Origin of the sequence: Halobacteriovorax sp. JY17, from assembly GCF_002753895.1 — a bacterium.
Lineage (GTDB): Bacteria > Bdellovibrionota > Bacteriovoracia > Bacteriovoracales > Bacteriovoracaceae > Halobacteriovorax.
In genome coordinates this window covers 1,141,563-1,161,179 of the sequence record NZ_NJER01000001.1, presented here as the reverse complement: position 1 = coordinate 1,161,179, position 19,617 = coordinate 1,141,563, and the positions used below count along the sequence as shown (strand labels likewise).

Genomic DNA, 19,617 nt, shown 5'->3' with positions numbered 1-19,617 from the left:
AGTAGGGCCCTGGCGTAAGTCAGGGCTTTCTTGTTTAAGTACTTGATTTTTAAGGACCTGGCATTTATAATTTTCTGTCTACAAAGTCCACACCACCTGTATTTATTTCAGGGGCAATTGTTAAAAGCACCGCATCAAGATATAAATGAAGAGAGTATATTTACGGAGGTTACTATGTTTAATATTGGCGATTATGCAGTATGTCCCGGACACGGAGTAGGACAGGTATGCGATATCGAAGAACGCGAGGTTGGTGCTGAGAAGTTATCTTTTTACATCCTCAAAATTATTGCCAATGGTATGACTGTGATGGTTCCTACAAATTCTGAAAATGGAATTAGAGAACTTGTTGGTATGAATGAAATCAATGAGGTTTATGAACTTTTACAAGATCATAATATTCAAATTGATAATTCAACTTGGAATAGAAGATACCGCGAGTACATGACCAAGATTAAAACAGGCTCTTTACTAGAAATTGCAGAAGTTCTGCGCGCATTATTTCTTCTTAAAGATAAGAAGAATTTAAGTTTTGGTGAAAAGAAAATGTTAGAGCAGTGTAGAGATTTACTTGCTCAAGAGATTTCTCTTTCTAATGGAGATGACTCTAAGAAAGTAAGTACAGCTATTGACGAGTATTTTAATTAATCTGATCAGGGAGATCCTGATCAGTTAGTTTTTAAGTTACCATCAACATCAAGTATATATTCTTTTGTTCTCTCTCTCATATTATAAGTGGAGCTCATGCTATGGCCATAAGCGCCCACGTCTCCTATACAAATTCTATCCCTTGATTTAATTGGTGGCAGTGATCGATTGCTAGCAAAGGAATCTGCTGTCTCGCAAATTGGACCAACCACATGACAAGGACTAGGGTTGCCAGACCTCTTAGACAGAGGAAGAACGTGGTGATAGGCTCCATAGAGAGAGGATCTCACGAAGTCATTCATTCCACCGTCAACAATAATAAATTTATTTTCTTCTGATTTTTTTATCCTTATGACTTCTGTCACAAGAACTCCACAATTGGCGACAATAAACCTTCCCGGCTCAAAGACTACTCTCGGAATAACTTTCATATTTGACTTGAGAGTCTTAGCAACTAGGCTCATATACTCTTCTAAGGAGCTTAGAGGATGATCTTCGTTATAAGGAACTCCTAGACCTCCTCCAACGTCAATAAACTCTAAGGGAGAGGGGAGAGCGCTTGCTAATTTTACAATTTCTTTAAGGGCCTTCTCTGTGGCCTTTAGACATGTTAGCTGCGATCCAATATGCATGGATAGTCCTACTAGATCTATATTCTTCCAGAGACTTTTCTTTTTAAGAGACTTTTCAATATCAACTTTTAATATTCCAAATTTGTGACTCTTTCCACCTGTTGAAATATGCTTGTGCGTTTTAACATTTACTTGGGGGTTTAGTCTTAGGGCGACTCTTGCTTTTTTATTTAATGACTGAGCGACAGTTCCAATCATTTCTAACTCTTCAATACTTTCGACATTGAATGAGTAAATACCATCTCTATGACACTTAAGAGCAAGCCTAATCTCATCTTCTGTCTTTCCAACTCCAGAGAAAACAATTTTACTGGCAGGTATCTTTGCCTTTAGTGCTTGTTTAAGCTCTCCACCGGAAACGATATCTGCTCCTGCTCCTAACACTTTAAGGGACTTTAGTAGACTTAGATTTGGATTCGCCTTTAAAGCATAGCAAACTAGTGGGTTACTAAGTCCATTATTAGAAGCTGCTAAATAGAAATTCAAATAATTGCTTTCAAGGGCCTTAACACTATAGAGATAAAATGGTGTTTTAAGATCTTTAGTTATAGAATTAATACAGTGATCATCTATAAATAATTTATTTTTCTTATAGCTTAATGATAGGTGGCTTTTAATATTCATAAATTTATTTTAACTGAAATTGAATAACATGAAAGATAAAAAAAACGTTTTTAAAATACATTCAGAGTTTAGTCCATGTGGTGATCAACCAGCCGCGATTGAACAATTAACTAGAAAATTTGAGGCAGGGGAAAGAGAGCAAACCTTGTTAGGAGTTACGGGTTCTGGAAAGACTTTTACCATGGCCCACCTTATTCAAAATCTAGGTAAGAAAACTCTTATTCTTGCTCACAATAAAACTTTGGCGGCCCAGCTCTACGCGGAGTTTAGAGAATTCTTTCCCGAAAGTGCTGTAGAATACTTTGTCTCTTACTATGACTACTATCAGCCTGAAGCCTACGTTCCTGGAACTGATACTTTCATTGAAAAAGACGCTAGTGTTAATGATGAAATTGATAAACTTCGCCATAGTGCCACTAGGAGTCTATTAGAGAGAGATGATGTTATTGTCGTTGCGAGTGTGAGCTGTATTTACGGTATTGGTTCTCCCGATGAATATGAATCTCAAAAGTTGAGTTTATTTATTGATGATGAAATTGATCGTGACCAATTTTTAAAGGACCTAGTTTCCATACAATTTCAAAGAAATGATATTGATTTCTCTAGAGGGTGCTTTCGAGTACGAGGGGATCTGGTTGAAGTTTTTCCAGCATCTGAGGATTCTGATGTTATAAGAATTGAGTTCTTTGATGATGTTGTTGAATCTATTTCAATTGTTGATCCTCTTAGAGGTAAGGTCTTACAGAGTTTAAATAAGATAGTTATTTATCCGAAGTCCCACTACGTTGTAAGTGAGAAGAAGCTTGAGACGGCAATTGGAACAATTAAAACAGAACTTAGGTCTAGGTTGCAAGAGTTACAGTCGCAAGAGAAATTAGTGGAAAAACAAAGGTTAGAGCAGAGAACTCTTCTCGATTTAGAAATGATGGAAGAGATGGGATTTTGTTCTGGTATCGAAAATTATTCCAGACATCTCACAGGCAGTAGTGAAGGTGATCCACCGCCAACTTTAATAGACTTTTTTAAAAATGACTTTCTCATGATAATTGATGAGTCTCACATTACAGTTTCTCAGGTTGGTGGAATGTATAGAGGGGATAGAGCGAGAAAGCAAAACCTTGTGGACTTTGGTTTTAGGCTTCCATCTGCTCTTGATAATCGGCCATTAAATTTTCCAGAGTTTGAAAAGAAACTTGATCAAGTTCTCTATGTCTCTGCGACTCCAGGAAATTATGAACTAGAAAGAACTGAGGGAGAGTATGTAGAACAAGTGATTAGACCGACCGGATTACTTGATCCAATCATTGAAGTTCGAGACGCTACAACTCAAGTTGATGACTTACTAATAGAAGTTAAAAAAGTTATTAAAAAAGGAGAGAGAGTTCTTATTACTACTCTTACAAAGAAATTATCAGAAGAACTTACTAGTTACTATCAAGGAGCTGGAATAAAAGTTAAGTATCTTCACTCTGATATAGATACTTTAGAAAGAATGGAAATTATCAGAGATCTTCGACTCGGTGAATTTGATGTTCTCGTAGGAATTAACCTTTTAAGAGAAGGATTAGACATTCCTGAAGTTTCTCTTGTTGCTATTTTAGATGCTGACAAAGAAGGCTTCCTGCGATCAGAGAGATCGCTTATTCAAACTATTGGGCGTGCTGCACGAAACTCCGAAGGAAGAGCAATTCTCTACGCCTATAAGAACACTAAGAGTATGGAGAAGGCCATTGGAGAAACAAAGAGAAGAAGAGTTATTCAAGAGCAGTACAATAAAGAAAATGGAATAACTCCAATTACGATTTCAAAGAAAGTCTCAGGGGGAGTTATAGAGACTCTTCGTGGAGCAAAAGGAAATAAAACTTCCAAAGGGCCTAAGTCAAAGCTCTCAGGAGAGTTAGATGCAAAGTCTCTTGATAAACAAATAGAAGAATTAAATAAGAAAATGAAGCTTGCCTCTAAAGAATTAGACTTTGAATTTGCTGCAAAAATCCGCGATGAGATAAAATCATTAAGGGAAATTCGTTTATTACTATGAAGTTCCTGTAAAATATTTAGACTTTTTTAGAAGACCTTTTTTGCCCTGAAAAATTATGCTTATCTAAAGTTGTTCTTTATGTTCGCTTTTGCTTTAAGTTATAAGTTATTGTAATTATATATTATGAAAATAGCTTTTATTGTCTATAGGTAGTCTTAACTTATCAGTAAAATTAACTGCTTATCTTTGGTAAATAAAATTACCAAAATCAACTTCTATGCTCTTAAGAATAAATTTAGATTCAAGATTAAAAAAAAGGTGTAGAACCCCCTTTAATTACAGAACTTTATTCTCACTTAATGTCTAGAAAACTTGATGATTTTATGCATCATATTGATATTAAAGAGAAGTTAATAAAAGTAATTTAATTTTAGATGGAAGCAGTTTGATTTTATCTAAGTTAAATAAAGAAACGAATGAATCAAATTTTATAATTTGTTTATTTAATAACCGCTTTTTTACTTAAGGAGTACAAATGAATGTATTAAAAAAAGCCTTTTTAGCAATCGCTTTACTAGTTGCAGCTAACTCTGCTTCAGCTATTGAAGTAAGTTTTGATTTCTCTGTTTTTTCTTCAGGGGCATCTATTTACCCATGTAACGCTGGTATTAAGCACAAGAAAGCTGCTGCCGTAGTTTGTTACGAAAGAACAAACCCAGAAAACTCTTGTAACCCAAGTGCTTGTGAAGAAGGTCAATCATGTGATTGTGTATGTTCAGGAACTGACGGTAGTTACTTAATGGACTTTGCAGAAGCAACTTATGCTAACTGGACTGACCACAACGAAACTTACCCATCTTCTACAAAAGCTACTTTTGCTGCTGACCAAAATAAGAACTTCTTATTTTCAAATAACGTTGATGCAAACGGAAAAGTTTCAGGTAACTACTTTGATAAGCAACTTACAACTTTAAACTTCAATTTAGGTTCAGAGCTTTTTGGTGCTGAGTACTACTTAGACGTATGTTTTAGAGGACCACAAATTGATTACGCAACTGCTGGAATCAAAACTAATTGGGAAGCTAAAGCTGAAGCGACAATTCAAGATTTAACTGGTGGATATGCTAGCTACGCAGCTGTTGCAGGTCTTAAAGTTAATTCAGAAATCGTTTGTGACTACCAAGTTTCTGGTCAACCAAACGCACTTAACTTTGTTCCAGGTTCAACAGTATTTGCTGGTAATGATTCTGATTCTCTAATCACTAACGCAAGTCTTGGTTACAGTACTGCAATCGCTACTGGTGGTCAGAACATCACAGGTCCAGGTAAATCAGCTCCAACTTTCTGTCGTGTTAGATACACATTCTCTGAAGCGACTGATCTAGGTGGAAAAGATCAATTTAGACCATGGAAAACTCAAGCTGCTAAAGTTTGTACTAAAACTTCAATTGAAGAGCCTACTCTTTAATAAATAGTTTATATGAGTGCTGGGATAACCCAGCACTTTTCTATGTTTAAAATATTTCATGCTGATTTTTGGAGAAGAAATGAAGAAGCTATTAATTACATTATTCATGCTATGCTCTTCAAGCTACGTACTTGCTTGTGAAGCTATAGCTCCTGAGCAAATGAATATTGCAATCTCTTCTGAATATGAGCAAGAAATTTTTTATACAGCAGAAAAAATCCTAAGCTCGGCTGCTTATTCGTCAATTAGTAACTGTAAACTTACTGCGGCCAAGAGAAGATATATAATGCTGGCGCTCGGTGTAGAGGACTTGGTTTTAAATAATAAGAATAAGACCTATTCATTATCTGAGGATGGAATTAGACGTCAGTGTTCAATCATTAATTCAGATTTAAAGAATCCTATTTCAGCAGCTGATCAAGGTGAAGAAATTGCTCTAAAGAGAGAATTTCTAAATAAGTGCTTAGTTGTAAAGGTTACTGAACTTGGGCCTGGAGGATTACAAATCCCTGAAAACCAAGCGGGTTGTGATATAACGAGAATTTCTCAGCACGCTGCGGACTTTACAGGTCGTTTCTGTTATTTCAAACCGGGCTTTAATAGCAATATCTCTGTTGAATTAGGCGTGACTCAAAAGTGTAAAACTGTTGAGGGTCTAAAAGAGTTAGGTGTTACGGCAAAAGACTTTAATGGAATCCTAAATATATATACTTCCGATTCAGCTACAGGAAAAAACTCTGACCTTGTTGCTATCGGTGGATCAGAGCTTAGAATCTCGGTGAATCCAATTGCTGAACTTGTAAAGCCTGCTGATGACTTCGGAGTATTAAGACCAGTGTTTCCATCAGAGTTCAATGTAAGTGAAATTCATCTTGCTGAGCCAGAAGTTCGCTCTAGAGGAAGATTATTAGAGTTTAAATTTCCTACAGTAGTAGATACTCGTTGCGAGAGAAAGTGTTCTGGTGGACTATGCTCTTCTCCATGCGACTATGCTCAACCTATTATTGCAGAACATACTTTAGAAGTATTTACAGAAGGTCAGTGGGAGTATCTTACTAGTTGGTATGATGGAGCAGTTGCCCCTGGACAGTGGCAAGGAATCCTATACGGAGCAGGAAGACAAATCGAAAAAGGTGTTCTAGAGGCAAACTCTAATTACAGAGTGAGAATAGAGTATAGAGAGCCAAACTTTGATTTTAAATACTTTGATGGTGATATTACAAGAAGGTTATTTTTAAATAATAATAATATAGGAGGACTTTCATCAAGAGGTCGTATTGGCTTCATTCCTCTTATTCACACTATTGTTAACGGTCAAACTATTCCATTAATTGATATTATAGGGCAACTTGATTTTGACGGCTCTCTTGATGGAGTAGATAGATCTTTAAGAACTCTACAGTCTTATTTAAATAATAAGTACTGGCCACCTCTATATGAAAAAATTTGTAGTGATAAAGGGAGTTGTATTGAGAATGGTAATAAATTCTTAGAGTTCACTGTTAACTTCAAACTTAAAGAAGAGGACCGAAAGTATAGTCTAGAAAATCTTAAATTTTCTAAGAAGTCTTTTTATGGAGACGACTATACAGCAAGAACCATTGAAGCTTTTCCGTCAATTAAGTGTAGTAGGTAATTGTGAATAAGGTAACTCTAGCGCTTCTATTTATTTTTGCAATTTTTTCGGCACCAGTTCGTGCGGGAAATATTTGCGGTGATAATAAGTTAAACAAGATTACTATTTGTCACGCTGGAAGTGAGAATAATCCTCACTTCGTTAATATATGTGTAGATTTCTCAGCTGTTCATGGACACTTAAAGAATCATTCTCACGACTCTGTGGGGGAGTGTGGATCTAGTGCTGAAAGCTTAAGTGACGGAATTGTCTATGCTTGTAACGCTGGAATTAAGCATGAGAAGCCAAACTCGAGAGTTTGTTACTTAAGAACAAACCCTGCTGTTTCCTGTAACCCTTCTATCTCTTGTTCGCCAGAGACTTCAAGCTGTGATTGTATTTGTTCAGGAACTAGCGATGGTCCAAATAATGTAGACTTCATGAAGTATAGTGGAAGAATCTTTGCTGACAATGAAGAGCTAGAGAATATTGGAGATGAGAATTTCTGGGCAGGGACTAGTCAAGCTAAGACTTCAATCGCAATTCATAATTCTGGTTCTATTGATGGAGAAGGGTTTGTCGTTGCAACACATACTCCTGAAAACTATGTACTTAGAAATAATAGTCTCTCTTTTGAACTCGGTTCTGAATTACATGGAACGGAGTATTTTGTAGATCTATGTTGGAAGAATATTAATAAAGATTTTGCGGGTAAGTTTGAATTTACTCCAAAGTATAGTTTTAAAAATAAGCAACTCTTTGGCCAAACCTATGTAGACTCAGCTGAAATCTTAACTCGAACAGATATTGAATGTACTGATGAAGATGATTACATTTTTAATTTATTTGATGAGGCCCTTTCTATTTTTCCAAGCCAGATGAGCGAGTTATTTCCTCAAGTTGGTTCTGTTGATGGCGTAAGCTTTTGTCGAGTGAGACATTACTTTAAAGAAGATAGTAAGACATTTAGACCATGGAACTTGAATGCGATTGAGGTCATAACTTCTTTAGAGGTGAAGCTGACTGAAGATCAGGTTACTCCAGTTGATGAGGGAGTTAAGTTATGTCACCCAATATCTGCCATTCCTGGAAATACGAACGGAAGTACGAACGGAAATGGAAATGGAAACAACGATCCATCTCTGCAGGTGTGCCAAGTTCAATTCGTCACATCTCTTGCGTACGAACAATTCGTTTTAGACCATGAAGATTCTTCAAATGGTAACTCTAATTCTTCATACAGTGTTAACCATAACGATGACTCTAGATTTACTGATTCTTTGAACTGTGGGGAAACAACGGGACTACCTGTGGCAAGCCCTTTAGCGTGTATCGAGAAATTTACTGCAGATGGGTACCACAGTAACCACGTATTTATTCCTAATGGCGGAACTTTAATAATATTAGAAAATTAATAGGACAATTACTTCGGAGGTAATTATGAAAAGAATAATATTAACAATGAGCTTACTTATATCATCTCTCACATTCGCAACGAATGTTGATGACCTATTTGCTGGTGGAGAGAGAGAATTTGAATTTGAAAGATTTGCTGATGACAGTATTCTTCTAGCAATTGATCAAGATGCTGAACTTGCTTGTGATGCTGGAATTTGTACTCTTCATGCAGTGACTAATAATTATGGTGGATTTGAAGTATCTTTCAACGTTGGTGAAGGGGATCAAAATAATAACTCTGGAACTACTATTTATACTGGTGGATCAGGTTACCAAACTGGTGGAGACTCTGAGTTTTGGGGATTTACTGTTAAGTATTCTAGAGGACAATGTACTCAGAGAATTAGAACACCAAGATCTGTTTACTATGCAATCAACAGATATATGTACGGACTAATGACAGAAGAGGGTGGAACTAGAAGAGGTTTCACTCCTGCTGATGAAGCAATGATCATGTTCTATACGACAATCATGAACAAAGCGAATGGTTGTACAATGCAATAATTTGCAAAACTTGGTACTTCTTAAGGGCAACCTTAAGGGTACCTTAATTTACTGTTTTTATTGAATATTCATAGAGAAAAAAATTCAATAAAGACTAACGAGAACTCAAATTCTGCTAAAACAGGCAATGAATTTGGAGATTAAATGAGAAGAATAGTTTTAGCAGCAATGCTCTGTATGACATTTTCTTTACCTATATTCGCTCAGGGGACTGAGTGGATGTCGGTTGATAAGGATTCTTTGAAATTTGATCTAAATAATATGAGATTCTCCAATAGAGCGAGATGCGCTCTAGACTCGAAAGTCCCAACTGATTCATCTTTTCTTCTTATCACTAATACTGACGTTGCTAAAGCTGTTTATAGACTAGCAAAACTTAGAGGTGAAGACTCTGATGCTCTAACTAAGTACGGAATAGAAGTTTTTAGATACTCTGTTGTTCAGATGATTCAACTTATTCATGAGAAAATTATGAATAGAGAGTTACCTCTGCTACCTGCAGATATCTCGCGTGATGATTTACATCTTCCGGGAAATTATAAGAACGTTATGGCAAATTGTCGTAACGATGAATACTGCACGGGTCTTGATTCCTACATTGAAAAAATTTGGAAAATTACTTCGAAGAAAACATCTGCAGCCGCAAAAGTTGTAGCGTTTTATACAGTTGATAATTTTCACTCAAAAGATAGCTATATTCTTGAAAAGAATTTTGAAGATAAAGAGAGAGTTACTGAGTTAAAGTGTAACTACTTAAAGAAATTCTCTCCTCTACAGGCCCACCTTTATGGAACAAAGCCTGACAAAGCAGCTCTTGAATCAATTGCTAAAGCAGCTCTCGACTCAAGTAAGTACCTCGCTGCATGTGATGATTTTAAAGCGCAAACAAATTTACAAGTTGCTGCTTATCAACTTGAAATACCTAATATAAAAGAAAAGAGATGGGAAGATAAGGGATTTGATTATTGGAATTCTCTTAAATTATACTTCTCATGGGCATTTAGAAATGCACCAGAGATGAAGCAAATAGCTTCTCCATTTGCGAGCGTCTTTAAAGGTGTTGCAATTGAAGATTCTGTTTTAATTGTTCCAAATGGTTGTAAGTCAATTACTATTCCAAAATGCGATGGGGACTTCCTTGCTACTCAGGCAATGAGAGAGTTTGCAAAAGAAGACTTTAGAGAAACGGCCCTTAATTTAGATGTGCTATCCAATGTTCCTGAAGGTCCACAAGATGATTTACTTTCAGACCCATTTACTTCTGTAAATGTTGATGAATTAGACCTTGGTGGTTTTGCTAACGCAGAGTCTTGGCTTGTAAACTTCAAAGAAAATTTCTCTGGAACGCGTGCTCTAATGAAGAAGAAATTAATTCATGCAATTTCAACTCTAAATATAGCCAAGGCTAACATTAGCTCTCAGAAAGTATCAGAGCTCTTAGAGAAGAGATTTTCAACTCTTATTTCTAATCCTGAAACAAATAATACTGAACTTAAGAATGATCTTTACTATCTCTGTGCAGAGTTTAATTTTGCCGATCATGATGAATTTAGTTTTTTAAAAGGTAAATTGAAAGTCTTAAGAGAGACAACGCTTATTGATGGACTTGCATCTGAAATATCAGATAATAAGACAAAAGAGCTCTTTGACTTCTATTCAGAGATTGCCGATAAAGTTATGGCCGGTTGTGCTAAGTTGAATGAGAAGGGAATTTGGAATGATAGTTTCACTCTTGATAAAACCGGGTTTTCTCCGTGGTATGTTCAAAAAGTTTATGAAAATAAGTTTAAATCTACTTATAATGAAAAAATAGAAGACTACTTAAAAACCAATAAGCCTCTTATTGCATGGAAAACATTTGCAACATCAAAATCAATTGAAGATGTTATTTGCGCAAACTCAAGTGATTGCTCAAGACGAATTTTGAAGTCAGTTATCGACCTCTATTCTGTCGCTCAGTATGCATCGACATTTTGGAACTTAGAACAAGAAATTAAGACTCCAGCTCTCTTTAATCCATACGCTGAGAGAACGGCTTGTAAAGTTTACGATCCATGGTTTAAGACAAAGTCTATTCTCTTTAACTTATTTACTGATATGTCTCAAGCAGCACTTTCTGTCGCTACCCCTGGAGTAATTTACGGGCGACTAGATTTAAAACCAGGGCAAGTTACTTCATTTAATCAGTTAGTGAAGGACGGAAGAATTTCATATGATACTCGTTATGATAGAACGAGTATTACGACATCTTTAGCTGCTGACTTTGGACCACTTCTAGGTGTTCCTTGCATGGTCTCAATTTCAGGACGCGCCAATAGTCCATATGATAATTATAGATTTGGTGGTGTAAGTGTTGGAGCTTGTAACGAGAATGAAGATAATAATCTAAATGTTCGAACAGCTTCTGATATGGATGATAATGCGACAAGAGGACACTCTGAGTGTATTAGTTGTCGTCTAAACTTTGAAAGTGTTGCTAGCTCTTTGACTCATTTATCTAGCGAAGTGGGGCCAACGTTCTTCTTATTTAGAGCCGTCTTTAGACTTTATAAGGGACTTAAAGATCCTCATAATATTCCAAGATCGTGGGACGCTAATCCTAATTATGTTTCGGAAACTTATAGACGTTTTGGTGAAATTCCTAAGTCTTGTGTCAGATCACTTATAAAGGGTGATCGTTGTTTGAAGGACTCTTGTGAAGAGTCTATTGCTGAGAAACTGACAGAAGAGTTATACGGAAGTATTGTTAGTATAAAAACTCTCAATGGTTCTCGCGCTCAGGTTAAAATGTCTAGCTGCGATAAACCAATTACGATTAGAACATATAGTAATTCTGATACAAATTCGTGCAGAGTAGGGAAGTATACTGTTCCAAGCTCATGTAGCTCGATGAGAAGGGTTAACTAATGAAAATTTATTCTCTTTTTATATTCTCTCTTCTTTTTACTCTTTCTTCTTTTTCAGCAGTTGTTGAATCTTCTTGGAATGACCAGTATCAGAAAGAAATAAGCTTCTATTGTGGTGAAAATGATACGCTTTGTTCTGATCTCTGTGGTGAAGCTACAATGTGTAAAGTTCCCGAAGAGACTTGCCATAACTGTATTGGGACCTCGATTACACTTACATATATTTTTAACTATATGAGTAAGGCCTATACAAATACTGGTGTTTCAGCCCTATCAGGAGATGTTCTAGAGCTTCTTAAGTCAGGAGACTTTGTCACTTTCTCTTCTCGAAGTATTTACAACCATGTTGATTCTTTTAATTCAATGACGCTAAGACAGAACTTTAAAAAGCTCTGCTCAGATGGGACTCGTTATCCAATAGTTATTTTTAATAAATCTAAGAGAACTCAAAAAGTCTCAGATGTTAGATTTGTTTTTTGTAATGATGGAATTTATGAGATGAATTTCTCTAATGATCTAATTCTTAATTTTGAAGAGAATCAGAAGAATACTTTATTCTAAGAACTTTCTCTAGAGCTAAAATCCTCTTTTCTATTTGCTCGGACCTTCTTTGTTCATTTAGAAAAGATAGTAGGAATTCTCCGTAGCCCAATTCAAGAGAAAAGAGATCAGCTTCAATTTGCGCGAGTTCATTAGAAGTACCCCTTCCCTGATGATCGAGAATAAGATGACCTATTTCATGGAAGAGAATTCCAATTGCTTGATTCGCTTTTCCTGACTTCATTAAGTAGGTGAGTTCAGGGTAAATGATAATAAGATTTACATTTGCTTTTACTGCGCTAGCATACTGCCCATTACTTGGAGTGAAGATTGTCTGGTTTAAAAACTGTCTTACATTCTTATGCTTTTCAGTCACAAGGTAAAGCGTACTAAAAACCTCTGCTACTTGTTGAGACTCAAAGAACCACGCGTGCTCACTTCTATTTAGAAAATTTAAAGATTTCTTTGACTGTTTGAATATGGATAGTAGTCTACTCATACTTACTTTTCGGTTACTTAGGGTGGAGAGATGAATAAGGACTTTCATTTGGAAAAATCTGCCGTTCCAAATAATTTCAATAACTTGATAGAATGATTAAATGAAATATCTATTACTCTTTTTATTCTTCATTAGCCTTCCAACCCTTTCAGTTGAAAAGTCTGAGGCTTTTATAGTTACTGCCTATACAAATAAGTTTAAGGTTCTATCACCTGTGAAAAGAACTAATAAAGTAAGTGTTATTATTGAAAATAAAACTCTCGTAAAACTAATAGGTGAGATCGTTACAGATAAGGGAGTTCTACGAGAGATGGTTACTATTAAACCAGGTAAGTATAAATCTGTAGAACTCAAATTTTATAAGAATACTAAATACTACTTCATTCCACTTTCACCTTCATTTCAGAAAGTGATTTTAGACTTTGGAAAAAAGGCCTATGAGATTCCTTCGAAAGAATAAAATTGATAAATGCATTCTCGTTATTTCTGATATTCACTTAGGTGCAGGAGTAATGGTAAATGGAAAGAGAAATTATCTTGAAGACTTTCACTTTGATAAAGAGCTGGTAGATTTTCTTGATTACTATTCCTCACATGATTATCTTTCTAGGGAGGTTGAGTTAATTATTAATGGAGATCTCTTTGATCTTCTTGCTGTGCCATTTGTTAATTACTTCGATGATGAGTTCTGGAGTGAGAAGGCAGCTCTAAGTAAACTCGAAATGATCATTAAGGCGCACTCTGAAGTTCTAGAGGCCCTTGACCGCTTTGTTTCACATAAGAATAAAAAGCTAGTTTATATTATTGGTAATCATGATGCTGAGTTTGTCTTTGAATCTTTAAGAGATCGCTTCTATGACTTATTTGAAGAGAAGAATAGGGAACGTGTGAATATTCAGCTTAATAATAATGGGGAATATATACCAACTCCTGGTGTTGTTCTAAAGCATGGACACGAGTATGAGCTCGCTCATCACTTTCACCCTGTTAAGTCTATTGTAGAGTCTGAAGACGGAGAGAAATATTTTCTTCCTCCTTGGGGATCTTACTATGTAACAAGAGTTATCAATAAGTTTAAAGAGGAAAGAGATCATGTTAATGCCGTTCGTCCAATTAGGAAATTTATAATTAACGGACTTATTTATGACACTTTCTTCACACTAAGGTTTCTCTTTGCAACTAGTTACTACTTTATAATGGTTCGCTCTATTTATCTCTTTAAGCAAGAGAGAAGTTTAAAGAAGATGTACAAACATTGTATGAACGAGCTAGAGCTCTTTAAAGACTACGAGACAATGACAATGGATTTCTTTAGAGAGAGACCAGAAGTTCAGTGCCTAATTGTAGGACATACTCATGACCCTAGTTTTAGATCTTTTTCTGATGGGGGAATATTCATTAATACAGGTACGTGGACAAGAATGTATAATCTTGATTTTGGAAAAAATCCTTCTGGTGAACAATTGTCTTTTGCTCAGGTGGACATTCTTGATGCTAAGAAAGAAGAGTATGAAATAAATTTAAATATATGGAAGGGGAGAACGAATCTCCCCTTTGAAGAATTCTCTTAATCCGCTTGAGAGTAGCATAGCTCAATAAACATATCGCCGTGAGCTGATTTTATTGGAATGAGTATAACTGTAGTTCCTGCAGGATACTTAATCTTATGGTTTGCTCCTTCGATCATCGAAGGAATGGCCATATTAGAAGTATAACCTTGAGTCGCTAAGTCTCTCTTAGCATTTCCCATTATCATATTACAGATTTCTCCACCAACATCAGCGATTTCATCATTATATTCAATAAAAGTATCCATAAGCATGGCACTCGCTACTTTGAAGTAGGTATCATAGGGCCATGAGATAACTAACATCGCTCGGTAAGGCTTTGTTTCGCCATCTATTTCAACTTCGCCATTTAGACCTAGTACTGCAGAGATATCACCTTTAGAAAGAGAGTCTGTCTTAATAGTAGGCTTTTGTGGATCTAATTTTGTAAAAACCATTGTTTCAAAAACATTCTTAGCAGCATCTATGAAAGGTTTTGAGAATGTTAAAAAATTACTTTGCTTTGTCATTATTTCTCCAAATTATAATCCGAGACTACTCATTAGATCATCAATAGATGTCTGAGTGAGATTGCCCTCTGGATCAGCAGCACAAGAGGAACGTTCAATATCGTTAAATTTTTCTTTAAGCCATTTTAGTCTAGTTACAAATGTGACGGAACTTACTTGTTCAAAAGAAGAAGAGTTACCTTCTTCAATTTGTTTAATCATTTTCTTTAAAAGCTCTAACGAGTCAAACATAATGGCGCAAACAACTTCAAGTAGGGCAGTATCCTTAACTTGGCTTGATTTATAACCAATGACCTTTCCTAGTTCGCAGAAAGTCGCAATTTCATCGGCTCCAATCGTTTTAGCAGATCCCATGACTCTATCAATTATTTGTCCAAACTTTTCAAGCTTATCTGTCTGTGTAGGATCATCTTCAAACTCTTCAAGAATTTCTTCTAATTCATTAAAGAGTTCCATTGATTCATTACAGAATTCATCTACAACTTCTTTCATTGATGGATCATTTAATAAGCTCATTTTTAGGCCCTTTTAAAAAATCTTTTCTATTTTCTCTTTTAAGACTGCAGCAGAGAAGGGCTTAACAATGAAGTTACTAACTCCGGCCTTTACTGCGATAACAACATTCCCTTGCTCAGCTTCTGCTGTAATCATAAGAAATGGTAGCTTCTTAAGCTCTTCTGTTTCTCTTACTTTCTTTAGAAGGTCGAGACCACTCATTTGAGGCATATTCCAATCTGAGACGATAAATTCATAAGGAGCAGTACTATTAAGCGCCTCTTGAATCATTGGCCATGCTGTAGCACCATCATCTGCTTCAGTTATATTGGTAAAACCAATTTGTTTTAGCATGTTCTTGATAATTTTTCTCATCGTTGCCATGTCGTCAATGACAAGAATTTTCATATCACTTTTAAGGGCCATCTTTTCTCCTAAGCAGCTTCTTCTGTCTCTGTGTTAATTATATTTACTAAGCTTTCGTATATTTTATCTCCAAACTCGAACTCTAGTCCAGCAGTGAAAGATTTATTTTTTAAATTTCTTATAACTGTTGTCATATTCGTCTTTGTTCCAGTCACTTTTCCTTCTGAGTATTCAAATATATGAGATACTGCACCAAGTATTAATGAAAGTTGATCAATATGTTCCCCTTTCTTATACATTGGAAAGCCAGAACCATCATTTCTTTCATGATGCTGGAATATAATATTCATGCATCTATTACTAAGCTCAACTTCGCTCTTATTTAGTAAGTGGTGAGAGAGATTAGGGTGTTTCTTATATTCTTTTAACTCACTCTTATTATATTCTAAATGTGCTTTATGACCTAGGTTATAATCTAGTTGAGTCATTCCAATATGACTAAAGAATGCAGCACAAATTAAATCTCCTAGCGTCTGCTCGTCTTTCATATCGCAGTTCTTTGCTAAGTAGTAAGAGACTGCAACAACTCTATTCACAAAATTATCTTCAACTAAGAGTTTTTCACATAAGTAGCTGGCTAAGCTTACTGTGTGGGAGACTCGTGCACTAAAAGTATCAGTCTCTAGCCTTACTCTTTCAATCATAGACATATAGTCATCATCAGTGATTGAGCTTAGAAGCTCTTCTTTAAACTTCATCTCTCCCAGAATACTAGTCTGTTTCTCTAGTTCTTGAATTTTTTCAGCCCTCTTTTCATCCAAGTAATGAATAGTTTCTTGAAGGCCCTTAAATTCTTCTTCAATTAAAGAATGAGTACTTAAAAAAGTTTTCTTTTGCTTCCTATCGACTGCTAAGCGACCACCTTTACTTAATATAAACTCAAGAAAATCAAGCTTATCACCAACGAGAGGAGAATTTGCTTTTAAGAAAGGACTGACAGATTCATTGGCAGGATTAAAGACAAAGAGGTGATAAGGAAAAATCTTCTTTTCAGAAAGATCTTCTAATTCGATAAAGAAGTAATTATCTGTAATGGCCATTAAGATGCCTTCCTTTTAAATAGACTTCCAAATAAGGATTTTATAGGATTTGATTTTACTTTCTCTTCTTTCTTCTCTTGCCCATTATATTCACCAGTGTGCATTCCTTTCCTAAAATTTGCGATGAGAAACCCTCTAAGAGTTTCAAGTGTGACCTCTAGTTCTCGACATCTTTTTTCATCAAACTTATTTGTAAACCATGTCACAGCAAATCCCATGAGGCTTGCTCCCTCAAAATAGGGGTAGATAAATTGAATATTATCATCTTGAAATGTTTCATCACTCCATGTTGGAAGTTTAATATCCTTCCATGACCTATAGCTTCTTGAAAATAATTTATCCCATATAGGTTTCTTGGCTTCGAGTTCCATATCTCCTAAAAGGTTTAGAGAGTTAGTAGCTTCATTAACTCTAGATTTTTTTTCATCATAGTAGAATAAGGCCATTTCACCATTGAAGTTACTTTGAATAATCTTAGAGACATACTTATAGGCCTGCTCATCAGCATCTTTGTTAAGGTTATAGAAATTTAAGACCTTAATTATATTTTCTAGACCCTTTGAGATAGGCTCAAATATTTGATCTTCAGAAGTCATTTGCTCTTCAGTACTCTCTTCATTTAGTAGTTCTTCGCTTTGTTCTTCATCATCTCTATAATAGCTTGGTGTTTTAGCTTTTCGACCTGGACCTCCGCCGTAGTATTTGGGACCAGTTTTCTTAAGAGAGTTTCCTGATCTATCAATGGTGATTCCGCCAAACTCATCCTTTAGTTTTCTATAATCAATAGTTTGCTCACCTAGATCCACTTTTTCTCCATAGCTCATACTTTCGCTAAGGTCTTTTCTAAGTGACTCTTCTTTTTCGACTTTCTTTTCAGATTTCGAAAAATTCCAATCATCGTCTACGTGGCTAACGCTTGCTTCACTGCTATAATGAGTCTGAATCTTGTCAACTTTACTATCGGATTTCATTTTCTCTTTGGTCAAGTTATCAGTCTTAGACTCATGAGTTTTATTCTTCTTTTCTTCTTCTATCTCTTGCTTCGTTCTAGCCTGCTTCTCTCTCTCTTCAAGCTCTGCGGACTTTTCTTTTTTGTGCTGATAGTTTCTTTCTTCTTCCTCTTCTAATTCGGACTTTTCTTTTGAAGAAGGATCAAATTGTAAATCGACACTTTTCTTCTTTTTCAGATAATCCTCACTCTCTTCTTCATAAGAGTGTTCTTCTTTTTCTAAATCTTTCTTTGCTCGATCAATTTTAAGTTCCGCATCTTTATTATAGTCTTTAGAGTTCTTATCTTCATTCTCTTCTTGATCATCTAGGTCTAAATCATTCTCTTCTAAGCTAATCTCTGCCGACGTTTTTAAGTCTTTCTCATCTTCTTTATTTTCTTCCTCTTGACCTTTCTTGGCCGAACCACCTCTAAGGTACTTGTCGAGTTTATCTGTGGATCCTTTTCCGCTAGTTTCTTCACTATTAAGATGCTCTACTAGACTTTCAGAAGCTGGTTTTTCTACCTCTAGAGTCTCTTGATGACTCTTTTTCTTCTTTTCTTCACTTTCTTCTTCGTAGTGCTCTTGTGTGAGCTCCTTTTCTTCCATATTCAAAATAGTGAGAGGTTTTTTCTTTTTCTTGGAAAGGTGCTCATCATCTTCATCATAGTCGGTGAAGTCTTTTTCTTGCTCAACATTTAAAATAGTTGATCCTTTCTTCTTTTTCTTTTCCTCGTCTTCACTCTCTTCTTCATGAGTGCTAACTGAGCCTTTGTAGTGGGTGAGGTCTGATTGTAGCTCTCTTTGGAGATCTTTCTTTATGTCATCAAGGTCTAGTTCTGTATGAGCTTTGTTCTTGTGGGTAGCGTAGTCTGCCTCGAGACTATCTCTCTTTGCATTAGAGCTTAAGTTCTCGTCTAATATCTCATCTCTATAGTTATTCTTTCTTCTTTGCTCTTCTTCATCACCAATATTTTCGTGAGTATCTTGTTTTCCTCTAAGATAATTATCAATGAGGTTTTCGTTAGCTTTTTCTTTTTCTGGGAGATCTACGTCTTCTAGAGAGAGTTCTTCTTTTGTTAACTTCCCTTGCCAGTGAGAATCTATTTCTTCTTCATGGTAATTACTTTTCTTTTTCTTTTTTTCCGCTTGTTCTATTTCAAAAGCTGCCTTTTTCTTCTTCTTTGTTAAATAATCAAGACCGTCATCTTCTTCATCGCCTTGATTATTGTTCTTCGAAGATTTGTAGACAGATTCATCAGCTTCTTCAGTAGACTCATTAGAAGATTTAACTCCAACTTCTTCCTCTTCTTCGTCAAATTCGTCATTCACTATCGATTTTAGCTGGAGCTTTACTTTATAGAGTAGTGTTTTCGCTGGAACAGGTTCTTGAATAAATTCAGTAAGACCTATTTTAGAAAACTTATCTAACGTCTTTCTTGGAATAGATTTTTCATTTAAGAGAAGAACTTTTGAGTTAAGTTTGGAATTAATTTTCTTTAATTGCTTTAGGGCCATGGCACATTTCTTAGGGGCGCCGTAGATAGATAGAGACTGTCCAATTGTAGGAACAAGCTGGGCCACTTCCGTTAAGTCATCGACTTCATAGATCTCAACACCTTCAGATTCTGAAATTTCCTCAATTGCTTCTTTGAGTTTCTTCATTGTTTCTGAAAGGGGATATATAAATATAAGTGGCTTTGTACTCATGCTATTTT

At 35.7% G+C, this 19,617-nt stretch carries 17 protein-coding genes; 10 read left to right on the top strand and 7 right to left on the bottom strand.

Annotation, left to right across the window (positions count from 1 at the left end):
- Positions 1 to 174 precede the first annotated feature (174 nt).
- Positions 175 to 648, top strand: a complete 474-nt coding sequence (locus CES88_RS05170; protein ID WP_290731925.1) for a CarD family transcriptional regulator — start codon at positions 175 to 177, stop codon at positions 646 to 648.
- A 20-nt stretch (positions 649 to 668) separates the two neighbouring features.
- Here CES88_RS05170 and lysA read toward each other — a convergent pair whose 3' ends face one another.
- Entirely contained in the window at positions 669 to 1,904 is a 1,236-nt protein-coding gene (gene lysA / locus CES88_RS05165; protein ID WP_290731922.1) for a diaminopimelate decarboxylase, read from the bottom strand.
- 28 nt (positions 1,905 to 1,932) lie between these two features.
- Between lysA and uvrB the strand changes: the two genes are divergently transcribed.
- From uvrB to CES88_RS05130, 7 genes are all read left to right on the top strand, one after another.
- Complete coding sequence (uvrB, locus tag CES88_RS05160; protein ID WP_290731919.1) at positions 1,933 to 3,942, top strand: excinuclease ABC subunit UvrB; 2,010 nt, start codon at positions 1,933 to 1,935, stop codon at positions 3,940 to 3,942.
- Positions 3,943 to 4,417: 475 nt separating this feature from the next.
- Positions 4,418 to 5,350: a hypothetical protein gene (locus CES88_RS05155; RefSeq protein ID WP_290731916.1), complete on the top strand. Its 933-nt coding sequence runs from the start codon at positions 4,418 to 4,420 to the stop codon at positions 5,348 to 5,350.
- 79 nt (positions 5,351 to 5,429) lie between these two features.
- A complete protein-coding gene (locus tag CES88_RS05150) occupies positions 5,430 to 6,986 on the top strand; it encodes a hypothetical protein (RefSeq protein ID WP_290731913.1) in 1,557 nt (518 codons plus the stop codon).
- Positions 6,987 to 6,988: 2 nt separating this feature from the next.
- A complete protein-coding gene (locus CES88_RS05145; RefSeq protein ID WP_290731912.1) occupies positions 6,989 to 8,380 on the top strand; it encodes a hypothetical protein in 1,392 nt (463 codons plus the stop codon).
- A gap of 25 nt (positions 8,381 to 8,405) precedes the next feature.
- The gene (locus CES88_RS05140) at positions 8,406 to 8,927 is read left to right on the top strand and encodes a hypothetical protein (protein WP_290731909.1); all 522 of its coding nucleotides are present in this window, start codon (positions 8,406 to 8,408) and stop codon (positions 8,925 to 8,927) included.
- Positions 8,928 to 9,071: 144 nt separating this feature from the next.
- Positions 9,072 to 11,834, top strand: a complete 2,763-nt coding sequence (locus CES88_RS05135; RefSeq protein ID WP_290731906.1) for a hypothetical protein — start codon at positions 9,072 to 9,074, stop codon at positions 11,832 to 11,834.
- Positions 11,834 to 12,394, top strand: coding sequence for a hypothetical protein (locus CES88_RS05130; protein WP_290731903.1), 561 nt, complete (start codon positions 11,834 to 11,836; stop codon positions 12,392 to 12,394). The genes CES88_RS05135 and CES88_RS05130 overlap by 1 nt, the downstream gene beginning before the upstream one ends.
- On the opposite strand, the gene CES88_RS05125 is transcribed toward CES88_RS05130, so the two are convergent.
- Positions 12,357 to 12,872 (bottom strand): hypothetical protein, encoded by a 516-nt coding sequence (locus CES88_RS05125; RefSeq protein WP_290731900.1) that lies wholly within the window; start codon positions 12,870 to 12,872, stop codon positions 12,357 to 12,359. The genes CES88_RS05130 and CES88_RS05125 overlap by 38 nt on opposite strands.
- 100 nt (positions 12,873 to 12,972) lie before the next feature.
- On the opposite strand from CES88_RS05125, the gene CES88_RS05120 reads away from it, so the two are divergent.
- The gene (locus tag CES88_RS05120) at positions 12,973 to 13,332 is read left to right on the top strand and encodes a hypothetical protein (protein ID WP_290731898.1); all 360 of its coding nucleotides are present in this window, start codon (positions 12,973 to 12,975) and stop codon (positions 13,330 to 13,332) included.
- The gene (locus tag CES88_RS05115) at positions 13,310 to 14,443 is read left to right on the top strand and encodes a metallophosphoesterase (RefSeq protein ID WP_290731896.1); all 1,134 of its coding nucleotides are present in this window, start codon (positions 13,310 to 13,312) and stop codon (positions 14,441 to 14,443) included. Before CES88_RS05120 ends, CES88_RS05115 begins: the two co-directional genes overlap by 23 nt.
- Here the strand turns inward: CES88_RS05115 and CES88_RS05110 are convergent.
- The 5 genes from CES88_RS05110 to CES88_RS05090 are packed head-to-tail and all read right to left on the bottom strand — an operon-like array spanning position 14,440 to position 19,609.
- Positions 14,440 to 14,949, bottom strand: coding sequence for a chemotaxis protein CheX (locus CES88_RS05110; RefSeq protein ID WP_290731893.1), 510 nt, complete (start codon positions 14,947 to 14,949; stop codon positions 14,440 to 14,442). The genes CES88_RS05115 and CES88_RS05110 overlap by 4 nt on opposite strands.
- Positions 14,950 to 14,961: 12 nt before the next feature.
- The gene (locus CES88_RS05105) at positions 14,962 to 15,465 is read right to left on the bottom strand and encodes an Hpt domain-containing protein (protein WP_290731890.1); all 504 of its coding nucleotides are present in this window, start codon (positions 15,463 to 15,465) and stop codon (positions 14,962 to 14,964) included.
- A 12-nt stretch (positions 15,466 to 15,477) separates the two neighbouring features.
- Complete coding sequence (locus CES88_RS05100) at positions 15,478 to 15,870, bottom strand: response regulator (RefSeq protein WP_290731887.1); 393 nt, start codon at positions 15,868 to 15,870, stop codon at positions 15,478 to 15,480.
- 8 nt (positions 15,871 to 15,878) lie between these two features.
- A complete protein-coding gene (locus tag CES88_RS05095; protein WP_290731884.1) occupies positions 15,879 to 16,910 on the bottom strand; it encodes an HD domain-containing phosphohydrolase in 1,032 nt (343 codons plus the stop codon).
- Positions 16,910 to 19,609 (bottom strand): hypothetical protein, encoded by a 2,700-nt coding sequence (locus CES88_RS05090; RefSeq protein ID WP_290731881.1) that lies wholly within the window; start codon positions 19,607 to 19,609, stop codon positions 16,910 to 16,912. Before CES88_RS05090 ends, CES88_RS05095 begins: the two co-directional genes overlap by 1 nt.
- Between the last annotated feature and the right edge of the window lie 8 nt (positions 19,610 to 19,617).

What these genes read in the sequence shown, in the direction of transcription:
- CES88_RS05135 (WP_290731906.1), top strand. Translation starts at nt 9,072, where the DNA reads ATGAGAAGAATAGTTTTAGCAGCAATGCTCTGTATGACATTTTCTTTA.
- CES88_RS05130 (WP_290731903.1), top strand. Translation starts at nt 11,834, where the DNA reads ATGAAAATTTATTCTCTTTTTATATTCTCTCTTCTTTTTACTCTTTCT.
- CES88_RS05170 (WP_290731925.1), top strand. Translation starts at nt 175, where the DNA reads ATGTTTAATATTGGCGATTATGCAGTATGTCCCGGACACGGAGTAGGA.
- CES88_RS05110 (WP_290731893.1), bottom strand. Translation starts at nt 14,949, where the DNA reads ATGACAAAGCAAAGTAATTTTTTAACATTCTCAAAACCTTTCATAGAT.
- uvrB (WP_290731919.1), top strand. Translation starts at nt 1,933, where the DNA reads ATGAAAGATAAAAAAAACGTTTTTAAAATACATTCAGAGTTTAGTCCA.
- CES88_RS05155 (WP_290731916.1), top strand. Translation starts at nt 4,418, where the DNA reads ATGAATGTATTAAAAAAAGCCTTTTTAGCAATCGCTTTACTAGTTGCA.
- CES88_RS05095 (WP_290731884.1), bottom strand. Translation starts at nt 16,910, where the DNA reads ATGGCCATTACAGATAATTACTTCTTTATCGAATTAGAAGATCTTTCT.
- CES88_RS05090 (WP_290731881.1), bottom strand. Translation starts at nt 19,609, where the DNA reads ATGAGTACAAAGCCACTTATATTTATATATCCCCTTTCAGAAACAATG.
- CES88_RS05115 (WP_290731896.1), top strand. Translation starts at nt 13,310, where the DNA reads ATGAGATTCCTTCGAAAGAATAAAATTGATAAATGCATTCTCGTTATT.
- CES88_RS05140 (WP_290731909.1), top strand. Translation starts at nt 8,406, where the DNA reads ATGAAAAGAATAATATTAACAATGAGCTTACTTATATCATCTCTCACA.
- CES88_RS05100 (WP_290731887.1), bottom strand. Translation starts at nt 15,870, where the DNA reads ATGGCCCTTAAAAGTGATATGAAAATTCTTGTCATTGACGACATGGCA.
- CES88_RS05150 (WP_290731913.1), top strand. Translation starts at nt 5,430, where the DNA reads ATGAAGAAGCTATTAATTACATTATTCATGCTATGCTCTTCAAGCTAC.
- CES88_RS05125 (WP_290731900.1), bottom strand. Translation starts at nt 12,872, where the DNA reads ATGAGTAGACTACTATCCATATTCAAACAGTCAAAGAAATCTTTAAAT.
- CES88_RS05120 (WP_290731898.1), top strand. Translation starts at nt 12,973, where the DNA reads ATGAAATATCTATTACTCTTTTTATTCTTCATTAGCCTTCCAACCCTT.
- lysA (WP_290731922.1), bottom strand. Translation starts at nt 1,904, where the DNA reads ATGAATATTAAAAGCCACCTATCATTAAGCTATAAGAAAAATAAATTA.
- CES88_RS05105 (WP_290731890.1), bottom strand. Translation starts at nt 15,465, where the DNA reads ATGAGCTTATTAAATGATCCATCAATGAAAGAAGTTGTAGATGAATTC.